The sequence below is a fragment of the Bartonella sp. TT119HLJHH genome, from assembly GCF_042193385.1.
GTDB lineage: Bacteria > Pseudomonadota > Alphaproteobacteria > Rhizobiales > Rhizobiaceae > Bartonella.
The window spans coordinates 38,978-52,750 of the sequence record NZ_JBHILS010000001.1 but is presented as its reverse complement, the minus strand read 5'-3'; the positions used below and the strand labels follow the sequence as shown (position 1 = coordinate 52,750).

Below are 13,773 nucleotides of genomic sequence, written 5' to 3'. Positions count from 1 at the left end.
GACGGAAATAACGTTCAATCTTCTTTGAATAAAGCAACGCGTAAATCATTCGCCTTATAAATAGTCTCTCCATCTGCTTTTAGCCACCCATCAGCTATTCCTAAGACTAAATTTCCACGTCGAATACGCTTAAAATCTATTTCATATTCAAGAATTTTAGTTTGTGGAGTTACCATCCCTGATAACTTTACTTCACCTGTTGATATCGCTCTTCCTTTTCCTGGTTCGCCTAGCCAACCAAGAAAAAAACCTGTTAATTGCCACATACCATCCAGTCCGAGACATCCTGGCATGACGGGATCGCCTATAAAGTGACAATTAAAGAACCACATGTCTGGTGTAATGTCAAATTCGGCGCGAACCATTCCTTTATCGTATTTACCATCAGTTTCACTAATTTGAGTGATTCGATGAATCATCAACATTGGCGGTGCTGGCAATTGCGCATTACCTCTACCAAACATTTCGCCGCGAGCGCAGCTTAGAAGCTCTTCATAAGTGTAGCGAGACTTTTGTTCAGCCATTGTTACTCCATTTATTTCCATATATCTTTATTTCTGCGCTTTTCCCAACCTACTTTTAGAGCAAATTTTAAAGAGAGGGAAATGATTTTATATCATTTTTAATGACAAAAGCCTTTTTTTATGTATTCTACATAGGTAATTATTTAAAAATGGAATACAAGATTACACCATACTATTCCCATTTTTTTGTATTTTGATCTTATTTAGCAGGAATATATTTGGGTTTGTAATATGTCAGTGAGTGCAGACAATTTAGATATGAATGAAGAGCAACAGTGCACAAAAGAGTGTGGAAAAATTGTGCAATATTATTCCATTTCTATGTTAGAAAAACGTTTGCGTCAAAATGGTCTGCGTCCAACACGTCAGCGGTTGGAACTTGCACATATGATTTTTTCTCAAGGAAATCGTCATATTACTGCTGAAGAGCTCTATGAGGAAGCGGTGAGGGCAGGTGTACCTGTATCTTTAGCAACGGTTTATAATACGCTTCATCAATTTACGGAAGCGGGATTATTACGGATTATTGCCGTAGAAGGCTCAAAAACTTGGTTTGATACCAATACCTCTGATCACTACCATTTTTATATAGAAGGTGAAAATCGTATTCTTGATATTCCTTACAATTTGGAAGAATCTCCCATTATTAGAAATTTGCCTAAGCCACCAGAAGGTATGGAAATTTCACATGTTGATTTAATCGTGCGATTGAAACCAAAAAATCGATCTTGTGATAGGCAGTGAGGATATTCAATGAGGAATAAAAATTAAACTTGTTGAGTTTGAGTATTCACCAGCCTTTTACTTTTACTTTTTCATCAGGATAGATTCCCCATAACTGTGGTTGTTGAAGCCATCCGCGCGTATTATTAATATTTAATTCGCACCATTGTCCATCACATTGGCGGATATTACCAATGACATTAGGTTCTACTTCTGCCACAAGTTCTGCGTTGTCGGTGGGATTTTTTCGTAGCATTAGTCTTTTAGTTTTATCTTTTTGCCATGGAATAGTTATAGCAGTTCGCTTTCCCGATAAAAGCGATTGATACACCCACCCCTCATCGCCTTCTGCATCACGAATTTTGCGCCATTGATCATATTCTTGAATGATTTCAATAGGTAAGCCCTTCTTTTTGTAGGTAAAAATGATAGAATAGTTGCTTCCTGGTCCGACGCGTACATTAACGCTGGTGGGTTTAATCGAAGCAAATCGCGGAAGTGGTAAACCACTGGGCCCTAAATTTTGATTAAATGTTTGTGCATGCAACAAATGAGGTGAAACGAATACAATGACTGTTGCTATTAAGATACATGATGCGAGTATTGAAACGCGAAACCAACGAGAATTTTGCACACCGAACTCCTTTATTTCATCATATATTGGAAATTTAAAATCTGAAAGATAAGACTGGAAACTGATAAAAAGTATGACACACTGCTCGTTAAAGAGATCTAAACGATTAGAAAATTGCTACAAAAATATCAAAATAAGGAAAACAAAAGCTTGTATTTCTTAGTGCATATCTTGTTTATGAGAAAATGACTGTAAATAAAATTGGATTTTTATGGAGCTATATGCATACGTGATAAAATAGTAAAGTATATTTGGGTCGTAGCAATTTTTGTGCAGTAGATTAGGGTTGAAGTGTTGTATCTCTTTTCTGGGTTTATTTTTCGAAATAAAAATATAGGTATACATATTATGAACAAAAAACTGTTCAGTGAAGGGGTTATTGTATAGCTTGAAAAGAAATTTTAAATGAACCAAATAATACGATGAATGAAACATTTAAGCGTAAAAATATGCGCAACATTATAGAGTAGATTGATATATGAAGGGCTAACAGGACACTTTTTCGTGATAATCCATTTTATAAAATTTGCTATAATCTTATGCCATGATAATGCTTATCCGTATTAGTAGATAAGCGGGCTTCATCGTTCTATTTACCAGCTTTCAATATTATGCAGTTCCTATTATTTATAGTGTTCATAAGAAGCATTTTTGTTTTTTCTTAAATAGCTTTTATTCTATTTGCATACGGATCCCGCTTATGATGTACCAGAAGATAATCTTGATTGATTCAATATGAGAAGGTGTTGAGAAATTTTATGTTATTAAGAATTATTACTTAATATGAAAAATGATTACTTATAATAACAAATCTCCGCATTAAAAACTTTAACTCGTTATTTAAATTTTAAAAATATTTCCATCAAAAATGGTAATAAAAGGCACATTCATCCATATTAAAAAACAGAGTTTTCTCTGTTTATTATCAATTTTCTTTTTCTCTAACTCAGTATAGAAGAAAGTTGAATGAAATAGAAAGGCTTATTCGATACATTTATGAGGGGAATTACATAAGTGATAGATAAAAGAAATTTATCAAGAAAAAATCTGTAGTGCAGTGGTTGAAATTCGTCATCCTTTAGAAGAGACAGAGTCAAGAGATATAAAAGTTATGGAATTATATCGTTTTGTTACATAACTGAAGGGAAAGAGGATTATGAATTTGATATCATATATCTTACACACAATTGCATATTGCGATAGTTATTTTTGTTTTGTAATCAGACCTAGGATGATCGAAAGATGTAGAATATTTAATGACAAAATTCATCATGAAACTTGTACATAAGAAGCAAGCTATTTAAGAGATATCCAGAAGGAAAAAAGTTATAGCAAAAAATGATAATAAAACACCTCATACTCAATTCACATAGAAAAAAGTCGCTTAAAGATCTAAAGTGTAGTTTGCTATCTATTTTTTAAAATATATAGAGTGAAATAAAAAACATCTCTATGATAGAAACTTTATTATTATTCAAATAACTAACATATTAGATAATATTGTACACAAAGCCCACACATAAGCACTTTATTACAATCGCCTATAAAGATAAAATTTTCTAGTAGCTTATTATCTATTGCTGATACAGTTACATAATATCATAAAGTGTATTACTTTACCGCAACAGCTCGTCCGTTACTAACAAAACCTTCTCTTTGCGCACGCTTACGAGCAAGCTTACGTGTACGACGAATAGCTTCAGCTTTTTCACGAGCACGCTTCTCAGACGGCTTCTCATAATAACTACGCATTTTCATTTCACGGAAGATACCTTCACGCTGCATCTTTTTTTTCAACGCACGGAGCGCTTGGTCAACATTATTATCACGAACGAGTACTTGCACTATCTATCCTGCTTTTTTCAGAGTCATAAATGATAGGAAAAACCTACGTCCTTTTAAAGGCATATCCAAAAGGACAACTACTTATATCATATAAATAAGACATTTGTCTATATCGCTTTTTAAAATTCTATTCTTTTTGCAATAAAATGCTTTTTATAATGAATGATAGAGTTTACGGTTATAAATTTATGAAAGCCCTTGTATTTGATCATTTTCGTCAAGATGAATTTTTTCAGCCGTGGGATAATGGGGTAGTCCCGGCATGGTCATAACATCTCCACAAATGACCACAATAAAGCCGGCTCCCGCACAGAGACGAACTTCTCGTATAGGAATTTCAAAATCAACAGGAGCACCATATTGCTTGGGATCAGAAGAAAAAGAATAAGGTGTTTTTGCCATACAAATAGGGTAGGCGCCAAAACCTTCTTTTTCCCAAGTTTCAAGTTGTTTGAGAATAGGGGCAGAGATGATGGCGCCACGTCCACCGTATAGCTTTGTTATAATACAATTAATTTTTTGAACGAGGGGAATATCATCTTGATAGAGAACTTTAAAATCAGAATCGTGCTTTTCAATCAAGGTAACGAGTTCTTGTGCAAGTTCTATAGCGCCTTTCCCACCTTGTTCCCAATGCTTACAGATAATAGCTTTGTGTCCAGTTGTTGCAACTATTTTTTGTAATGTTTTTATTTCAGCATCGCTATCGCTGTCAAAATGATTGATAGCTACAACACAAGGAATACCGTAGTGCTTCATATTTTTTATGTGTCGTAAAAGATTGGCTGCTCCTTTTTCTAAAGCGGTAATATTTTCTTCTGTCAGGTTATTTTTATCCAGACCACCATTCATTTTTAATGCACGAATAGTTGCGACGATCACTGTAGCATTTGGTACAATACCTGCTTGCCTACATTTAATATTGAAGAACTTTTCTGCTCCCAGATCTGCTCCAAACCCTGCTTCGGTGACAACATAATCAGCAAGTTTTAAAGCAGTTTTTGTTGCTATAACTGAATTGCAACCATGAGCAATGTTGGCAAAAGGTCCTCCATGAACGAGAACAGGATTATTTTCAATTGTCTGTACGAGATTGGGCTGTATAGCATCTTTAAGAAGAACGGCCATTGCACCTTCCGCATTGAGATCAGCAACGGTGATGGGCGTTTTATCATAACGATAAGCAACAATAATTTTTTTGAGTCTTTGTGTAAGGTTTTCTAAATTTTCAGAGAGACAAAGAAGCGCCATAATTTCTGATGCAACAGTAATATCAAAACCTGTTTGGCGTGGAAAACCATTTGTTATGCCCCCCAATGAAATAACAATATCGCGCAATGCACGGTCATTCATATCCAGCACGCGTTTCCAAACAATGCGACGTGGATCAATGTTTAGAGTATTTCCCCAATAAAGATGATTATCTATCATTGCGGCAAGAAGATTATGAGCAGCTGTAATAGCATGAAAATCACCGGTAAAATGTAAATTAAGGTCATCCATTGGAATGACTTGCGCATAACCACCACCAGCAGCACCACCTTTTACACCAAAACAGGGACCTAAAGACGGTTCTCTCAAGGTAGCTATTGTTTTTTTACCAATAAGATTAAGAGCATCACTGAGTCCAACTGTTGTTGTTGTTTTGCCTTCTCCAGCAGGTGTGGGATTGATAGCTGTGACAAGGATAAGTTTACCATCTGGATTTTTATTAAGCGATTTTATGTATTCAGAAGAAATTTTAGCTTTATCATGGCCATAGGGAATGAGATTTTCATGTGAGATACCAATTTTTTGTGCAATTTCAACAATATGTTGCTTTTTAGCAGTGCGAGCAATTTCAATATCTGTTTTAGGCATGGAAAAATTCTTTAACTTAGCTTTTATTAATGTTCGAGATCTGTACCTCATGGATTAATTAGAAAAATTCATAGAGAACAGAAAACATTAAGATATCATAGAAGTTGATGATATGCCATGCAAGAGATAATGCTAAAGAATCAACTTTGCTTTTAAGCAGTAAAAATACGTTTAATTCAATTAAAAATATTGCGAAAAGAAGCTGTGGTTTACAACAAAATGCTGATGATATTAATGGATACCATAAGTGTTTTATAGTGGTACGTTTGAGAAGTAGTTTATTTATTCTTTCCAATAACACATTAAAAAAGTTTTACATGGTGGTACACCGGAATTTATGGCGGCACATCTGAAGTCCCTTTTAAGATGGAACTGCTAGGAATAAAAATATTCAGAAATATCTAGTTATGGAACAATTAGAATAAGCACGTAAAAAATTACCTAACTGATTAGAGAGTATAATCCGGAAGAGATCAAAAATAAGCGCATAGATTGAAAAAAGAAAATAACAACACACGCTACTTATGCAATCGCTACGATTATTAGCTAATAAAAACGCCTTAAAGCTGAATTGAAGGACTCATAATATTTTATTCTAGCAAAAAAGACTCACAACAGAATGAAATAACAAAATACAAAAAAACAAATCACAAAATAAAGAATTTAAAAAGTTTGCTTTATAAGAAGATATTGTTGATTAAGAAGATATTGTTGATAATGGCGCACCCGAAGAGATTCGAACTCCTGACCCCCAGATTCGTAGTCTGGTGCTCTATCCAGCTGAGCTACGGGTGCATACATTTCAATTTTTTACATTGTCTAAGACAAAGGGTTCCTAATCGTTTCATTAAAGAAATGCAAGTGAAACTTGAGTCGTCATAAAAAAAATCTCTCTTTTTTATGATATATTTTAAAAAAGGATATAAGATATTATGGCTTCAGTTGGTTTTGATATGAACATTTTTTTGTCATGACCATACAAAGCAATATGAACGATAGTTAACTTGACGTTTTAATCTATGAAAGATAGTCAAGCAGAGATGAGATGTGTTTTTTGCGGTGGGGGTAAGATATACACACCCGCTGTTGGGTTTTTGTGTAAAACGCCGATATTACTGTTGAAAACTATTTCAGATGAACATGACACAGCAAGGGCGGATGTATGGCGTTATTAAAAAAGAGCTTTCCATTAGTGTTTTTAATCGTTGTTTTAACGGTTACTTATTGGGCTGGAAAAAAGAGTGCAGACCAACCCATTTCTATGGTGGATAAAACAAGAGTATCGGATAAAGATTCAAATGAAAAAATGGGAAGGCCACCGGTAAATGTGGTCGTTGATCTTGTAAAAGTTCAAGATCTTTATGAACAACTTAACGTTCTTGGGAGTGGAAAAGCTCTTGCAGAAGTCGAGCTTACCCCTTTATCCTCAGGTGTTATTGATAAGCTTTTTGTATCAGCGGGTACAAAAGTACAAGCCGATGATGTGATTGCAAAGCTTGATTCTAAAAAAGAAGAAATAGCGGCTGCAAAAGCAAAAGTGCAACGTGATAACAATGCGTTAACGCTTTCGCGCATTCTTAAATTACGCGCCAGCAATACAGCAACGGAAGTTCAAGAAATTATGGCGCGCTTAGAGTTGGATAACGCAAATTTAGTTTTGCGTAATGCTGAATTAGATCTCGATCGGCGAACAATTCGAGCACCGATTCCTGGAGTTGTTGGTATTTTGCCCGTTGATGCGGGGAATAACGTGACCCTTAATACTGTAATAGGCCGTATTGAGAATAGAGAACGTATTTTGGTCGATATATGGGCCCCTGAACGATATGTGTCGCGCATCCATAAAGGAGATGAGGTAACGGCAACGTTAATCGCGCAGCCAGATAGATCTTTTGTTGGTCATATTTATGCGATTGATAATATCGTTGATCCAGAAAGTCGCACACTTCATGCTCAGGTTGAAATCAATAATGAAAAAGATACGCTCATGTCTGGTATGTCTTTTTCTGTTGCCTTGCAATTTCATGGTGGTTCTTTTCCTGTCGTTAATCCTCTTGCAGTTCAATGGAATAGTAAAGGGTCATTCGTTTGGCGTGTGAGAGAAGGGAAAGTAGAGGCTATACCCGTATCAATTATTCAGCATAAAGCAGATCAAGTTTTCGTAAAAGCACCTCTAGAAAATGGTGATCAAGTTGTCATTCAAGGAGTACAAATGCTTTATCCAGGAAGTAAAGTAACGATTGATGATCCAAAGTCTCATCAACAGCAATTACCAGCAGTTTACGGAACGGATATACAATGAGCCAAGAATTGAGCACAAAACAGCCGATGTCACAGGCCGAGCAAGGTGGTCTCATTACCTTATTTATTCGCAGACCGGTTTTTACTTTTGTTTTAAATGCTATGATCATCATTGCAGGATTTGCAGCATGGTTAAATGTTGATGTAAGAGAATTACCCGATGTTGATACTCCCGTAACGACGGTTGTGACGGTGTTTTCTGGTGCGTCGGCAGAAACAATTGATCGTGAAGTTACAAAAGTTATAGAAGATGCCGTTTCTCGTGTTTCAGGTGTTAAGACGATTTCTTCAACGTCTTCTTTTGGGCGCTCCCGTGTACAGATTAATTTTAATGTTGGTGTTGATTTGAATGTTGCAGCATCTGATATTCGTGATGCTCTCTCCCGTATTACCTATTCTTTACCGAAAGATGCGGATTCGCCTTTGATTATTAAAGCAGATTCGAATGCTGCTGCCATGATGTATTTGGTTGTGACGTCACCAACAATGAGTGTTGATGATTTAACCACGATTGTAAACGATCAGATTGTTGATGCAATTTCTGCTGTTGATGGTGTTGGTGATGTACAGGTCGATAGTGCTCGCACAAAGATTTTTCAGATTGATATAGATCAAGCAAAACTTGCAAGTTATGGATTAACTGTAGCAGATATTTCACGTGTTCTTGCTGATATGACAACGGATGTGCCAGTAGGATCATTACGCAATTCTAAACAAACTTTAGTTGTGCGTGCTACTGCACGTTTAACAACACCAGAATCTTTTGAACAAGTTGTTTTAAAGCCTCATGTGCATCTTGGTGATGTAGCGCATGTTACTTTATCGCCGGATATAGAAACGGTTATTCTTCGTATTAATGGAAAGACAGGTATTGGATTAGGTATCGTGCGTAAAGCACAATCCAACACTCTTAATATTTCTGAAGGTGTGAGAGCCGTTGTTGATAATCTCAAAAGTATTGTTCCTTCTTCTGTACATATAGACGTTATTAATGACGATGCAGTTTTTATTAAAAGCGCTCTTCATGAGGTTGAAGTTGCGTTGGTCATTGCTATTTTGAGCGTTATCTTGGTCATTTTTCTTTTTCTCAGAGACATTCGTATAACGCTGATACCTGCTGTATCTCTTCCTGTTGCTTTGATTGGTACCATTGCAGCTATTTATCTTGTAGGATTTTCATTGAATATTCTCACATTTTTAGGACTTGTTTTAGCAACAGGGCTTGTTGTGGATGATGCCATTGTTGTTCTTGAGAATATTGTTCGGTGGCGCAACATGGGATTAGGTTCCAGAGCAGCAGCGGTGATAGGAACACGTGAAGTATTTTTTGCTGTTTTAGCAACAACACTGACATTAGTGGCTGTGTTTGTTCCTATTTCCTTTCTTCCTGGGCAAGTTGGAGGTCTTTTTAGAGAATTTGGTTTTGTTTTGGCAATTTCTATTTTGCTTTCTTCAGTTGTTGCCTTAACGCTTTGTCCCATGTTGGCTTCGCGTTTTCTCAAAGAACATATTGAGGAGAAAGAGGAAGAGTCCCATCATTTTGCTTTTTTATATAAATTAGGTACTTTTTTTCATAAGGCATATACTTACAGTTTGCATAAGTGTTTAGAAAAGCCTTGGGCTGTTGTTTTTGCTTCACTTATTTTTGCGGGTCTTTGTGTTGGAGGCTATACGAAGCTACAACAGGAATTAACGCCAGCAGAAGACAGAGCTGTGATCTTTTTGGTTATTAATGGACCACAAGGTATTTCAACACAATATTTGAACGAGCAAATAGAGCAAATTGAAGCAAGTCTACAGCCATTACGTGATGCAGGGGAGATTGCTAACAGTTACTCTATCGCGGGTGCTGGTGGTTCACCCAATACTGCTTTTTTGATTTTATTGCTTTCATCTTGGGATAAACGGTTACGTAGTCAGCAAGAAATCGTGAAAGATGTTAATGCAAAGGTTAAACAGTTTCCCGCAGTTTTTGTATTTGCTGCGCAGGGAAATTCTTTGGGTGTGAGAGGAACTGGGCAAGGATTACAATTTGCAATTCTTGGCAATGATTATGCAACATTACAACCTATTGCTGATAAGCTGGTGAGTACTTTACAAGATGATCCGCGTTTTATTCGCCCACGTCTTACTGTTGATGCAACACAACCGCAATTTTTTATTGAAATCAATCGAAAAAAAGCCTCCGATTTAGGGATTGATATCACCAATTTGGGCGATACATTACAAACAATGTTGGATGGTAAAAAGATTGGTTCCATTAACGTGGATGATCATTCTTACGATGTTAAATTGATATCGCGTACAAATTCTATGAAGAGTCCTAGCGATTTAGAAAATATTTTTTTAAAAACCAAAGACAATCGATATGTTCCTTTATCGGTTATTGCGCGTTTACATGAAAAAGCTATTGCTCCTCAATTAAAACGGGAAAAACGCATGAGTGCTGTTATTTTAAGCGCAAATCTTGCTCCAGATATCGCTTTAGGGGAAGCTTACCAAACTGTACAGAAAATTGCTTCTCCTTTGTTATCAAAAGGGACCTACTTGGTTCCCTTAGGGGAAGCCGAAACGCTTAATGAAACATCTTCCAATTTTATGATTGTTTTTGGCATTGCTTTTTTGATTATTTTATTGATTTTGGCTGCTCAGTTTGAAAGCTTTATTTCAGGATTCATTATCATGGCCACTGTCCCATTAGGGATTGGTTGTGCTGTAATTGCTATGCTATTAAGTGGTGTAAGTCTTAATATTTACAGCCAAATTGGATTAATTTTGTTAATTGGTGTTATGGCAAAAAATGGTATTCTCATTGTTGAATTTGCAGATCAATTACGCGATCAGGGAAGAAGTGTGCGTGAAGCCGTAGAAGAAGCAGCAAACATTCGCCTTCGTCCAGTTTGTATGACAATGATTTGTGCCATTTTAGGAGGTATTCCTTTGGTTTTGGCCAAAGGTGCTGGCGCAGAAGCTCGTATAGCTTTAGGTTGGGTTATTGTTGGTGGCTTAGGTTTAGCAACTATTTTTACGCTTTATGTTACACCGGTTGTTTATCTTTTTTTAGGGCGTTTTATAAGACCAAAAGCAGAAGAAGATTTACGTTTAACAAAAGAACTCAATCAAGTTAAATGATGTGTATGATAGAAAAGATTTGAAAGTTTATTCTTGTAAAAATATCATTTTCGGATCTTATCCTTTATATTTTGTATATTCCTTCATTTTTATGTGAGCAGTGAAAATAGCGAGCAATAAAGGAGATGCTTTCTGCTTTGTTATTGTTTGGGCATAGATTTCATTATCAATAACTGTATAGGATAACCTTATGGGAGATAGCTTTTCGATTCGAAATGAAAAGGCTTTTGAAGCCACATTAAAAGCTTTAAGAAACCATGCCGCAAAGGATGGGGTTTATGATATTCGTCGGCATTTTGTAGAAGATGAACAGCGTTTTTCCCATTTTTCCCTCAGACTTGATGATCTTCTTTTCGATTTTTCAAAATGTGGGGTGACATTTAAAACATTGCAACTTTTAGATGATTTAGCGGTCGCAGCAGATGTGTTAGGCCGGCGTGATGCAATGTTTTCTGGTAAGGCGATTAATACAACGGAAAAACGCTCAGTTCTTCATATTGCATTACGTTTACCTGCTGCTGAAATTTTCATGTTGGATGGTCATAATCTTATTCGTGATATTCAAGACGTCCTTGAAGATATGGAAAGATTTTCTGAAAAGGTGCGTGATGGCAGCTATAAGGGAAGCAGTGGCGAGAGAATAAGTGATATTGTCAATATTGGTATTGGTGGTTCTGATCTTGGTCCTGTAATGGTCACATACGCCTTAAAACCTTATCATGATGGTCCACAGTGTCATTTTGTTTCTAATGCTGACAGTGCGCATATTTCTGATATTCTCTCTGTTTTAAATCCAGCAACAACGCTGTTTATCATTTCTTCTAAAACTTTTACAACGGCTGAAACAATGGTAAATGCTCAAGTTGCACGTCAGTGGATTTGTTCACATTTAGGAGAAGAAGCCGTTTGTACGCATTTTGTTGCTGTTTCAAGTGCTCTTGATAAAGTGGCAGAATTCGGCATAGAATCCACAAGAGTTTTTAAATTTTGGGATTGGGTTGGAGGGCGTTATTCAATTTGGTCAGCTATCGGTCTTATTGTTATGTTAGCAATAGGAGGGCAGAATTTTCGCCAATTTCTGAAAGGCGCCTTGCAGATGGACCAACATTTTAAAATAGCGCCTTTGCATAAAAATATTCCTATTCGATTTGCTCTTTTAGGGTTTTGGCACCGTGTTATTTGTGGTTATTCATCACGTTCGATTATTCCTTATGCACAGCGTTTAATACATTTTCCAGCTTATTTACAACAGCTTGATATGGAATCAAATGGTAAGCAAGTCTCGCTGGATGGAAAACCATTAAGTTTTTCAAGTGGTCCAATTGTTTGGGGGGCTTCAGGAACAAATAGTCAACATGCTTTTTTTCAGCTTCTGCATCAAGGAACAGATATTATTCCTGTAGAATTTATTTTATTTATAAAAGGGCATGAGAAAAATTTACATTCTATGTATGAGATGTTGCTAGCAAACGGTTTGGCACAATCAAAAGCATTGATGAAGGGGCGTAGTATTGAAGATGCTCGGCATATCTTGATAAAAAATGGAGTTGATGAGGGTGAGGCAGATCATTTAGCACTTCATAGAAGTTTTAAAGGAAACCGTCCCAGTATTACGCTGGTTCAAGATTTATTAACACCTTTTGCACTCGGTCGTCTTATTGCGCTTTATGAACATCGTACTTTTGTTGAAGGGATTTTAATGAATATTAATTCATTTGATCAATGGGGTGTTGAACTTGGTAAAGAATTAGCAAACGAGTTACTACCAATTCTTCGTGGAGAAAGTAAAGCGGATAATCGTGATAGTTCAACATTAGGGTTGCTGGCACATATTCAGGCAAGACGTGCAAAATAAATATAATTTTACAGTAGTTTTTGTACTAACTAAGCAAAAGTAGAATGAGAAAGAAATATGAGATAATTCTTTAATTTTACTATGCGTTCTCTTATTATCTGGATTAGATTTATATAACAGAAAATCAAAAAAGTGTAAAAATTGTAAAAATGAGAATTTATTCGCAAAACGATAAAGACCTTTGAGTGGTCTTTGAAGACCCTTTGAGAACACCTTTAAAACTCTTTGAAAAAAAATAAATTGGTACAAAAACTAGTGTCAAATTATACAAAACCCGCTGGCAATCTACAACCGGCAAGCTACGATTAAAGACAGTTTTAATAATATCGCTTTATAAACTGTGGCGGAGAGAGAGGGATTCGAACCCTCGATATGGTTTCCCATATACACGCGTTCCAGGCGTGCGCCTTCAACCACTCGGCCACCTCTCCAGAAGTTTGCACTATACCCAGAAAGAAATAACGTGCAAGTCTAAACTACACATTCAAAACCCAAAAAACAAATTCATTTATTAAAGTAATAGCTTATATCTGTTGAATAACAAGCACATCCCTTCTTTTTAAGAAAAAACTTTTTTCGTGGATAGGTTTGTAGAATACAATAATGGGAATAAAAAAATTGTCACCAGTTATAAACTTTCATGCTCATTTACGCACTTTCTGCTTCACAAAAAAATACTTCTCTTAAAATTGGCATACAATCCATGGTTTTACATAACCAAATCATTAAATACCTCTCGCTTCACACCATTGATTACCCTAATAATAAATAGAATAATAACGATATAAACTTCTTATATCCCTAATATTAAAATTGTTTATTCAGATAATAAATTTCATTTCAATAAAATCATTTTCAACCTCCTTCTTGCCTCCAAGGATGAAAGTCTTTAATCACTA

General features: G+C 35.9%; 8 protein-coding genes and 2 tRNA genes. 4 read left to right on the top strand and 6 right to left on the bottom strand.

Annotated elements, in window-relative coordinates; translation table 11 throughout:
- Window positions 1-14: 14 nt before the first annotated feature.
- A complete protein-coding gene (fabA, locus tag ACFIJL_RS00125; protein WP_273722474.1) occupies window positions 15-524 on the bottom strand; it encodes a 3-hydroxyacyl-[acyl-carrier-protein] dehydratase FabA in 510 nt (169 codons plus the stop codon).
- 231 nt (window positions 525-755) lie between these two features.
- Between fabA and irrA the strand changes: the two genes are divergently transcribed.
- Window positions 756-1,268 carry an iron response transcriptional regulator IrrA gene (gene irrA, locus ACFIJL_RS00120; protein ID WP_375621953.1) on the top strand — a complete coding sequence of 171 codons (513 nt, stop codon included), beginning with the start codon at window positions 756-758 and terminating at the stop codon, window positions 1,266-1,268.
- 46 nt (window positions 1,269-1,314) lie between these two features.
- On the opposite strand, the gene ACFIJL_RS00115 is transcribed toward irrA, so the two are convergent.
- The 4 genes from ACFIJL_RS00115 to ACFIJL_RS00100 all read right to left on the bottom strand — a co-directional run bounded on the left by ACFIJL_RS00115 (window position 1,315) and on the right by ACFIJL_RS00100 (window position 6,381).
- Window positions 1,315-1,881 (bottom strand): SH3 domain-containing protein, encoded by a 567-nt coding sequence (locus tag ACFIJL_RS00115; protein WP_375621952.1) that lies wholly within the window; start codon window positions 1,879-1,881, stop codon window positions 1,315-1,317.
- A gap of 1,611 nt (window positions 1,882-3,492) precedes the next feature.
- Window positions 3,493-3,726 carry a 30S ribosomal protein S21 gene (gene rpsU / locus ACFIJL_RS00110; RefSeq protein ID WP_100128225.1) on the bottom strand — a complete coding sequence of 78 codons (234 nt, stop codon included), beginning with the start codon at window positions 3,724-3,726 and terminating at the stop codon, window positions 3,493-3,495.
- A gap of 186 nt (window positions 3,727-3,912) precedes the next feature.
- Complete coding sequence (locus ACFIJL_RS00105) at window positions 3,913-5,586, bottom strand: formate--tetrahydrofolate ligase (RefSeq protein WP_375621951.1); 1,674 nt, start codon at window positions 5,584-5,586, stop codon at window positions 3,913-3,915.
- Window positions 5,587-6,304: 718 nt separating this feature from the next.
- A tRNA-Arg gene (locus tag ACFIJL_RS00100) sits at window positions 6,305-6,381 on the bottom strand.
- Window positions 6,382-6,748: 367 nt separating this feature from the next.
- Between ACFIJL_RS00100 and ACFIJL_RS00095 the strand changes: the two genes are divergently transcribed.
- The 3 genes from ACFIJL_RS00095 to pgi all read left to right on the top strand — a co-directional run bounded on the left by ACFIJL_RS00095 (window position 6,749) and on the right by pgi (window position 12,874).
- A complete protein-coding gene (locus tag ACFIJL_RS00095; RefSeq protein ID WP_375621950.1) occupies window positions 6,749-7,888 on the top strand; it encodes an efflux RND transporter periplasmic adaptor subunit in 1,140 nt (379 codons plus the stop codon).
- A complete protein-coding gene (locus ACFIJL_RS00090; protein WP_375621949.1) occupies window positions 7,885-11,019 on the top strand; it encodes an efflux RND transporter permease subunit in 3,135 nt (1,044 codons plus the stop codon). The genes ACFIJL_RS00095 and ACFIJL_RS00090 overlap by 4 nt, the downstream gene beginning before the upstream one ends.
- A gap of 190 nt (window positions 11,020-11,209) precedes the next feature.
- Complete coding sequence (gene pgi, locus ACFIJL_RS00085) at window positions 11,210-12,874, top strand: glucose-6-phosphate isomerase (protein ID WP_375621948.1); 1,665 nt, start codon at window positions 11,210-11,212, stop codon at window positions 12,872-12,874.
- Window positions 12,875-13,215: 341 nt separating this feature from the next.
- On the opposite strand, the gene ACFIJL_RS00080 is transcribed toward pgi, so the two are convergent.
- Window positions 13,216-13,305 (bottom strand) — tRNA-Ser (locus ACFIJL_RS00080).
- Between the last annotated feature and the right edge of the window lie 468 nt (window positions 13,306-13,773).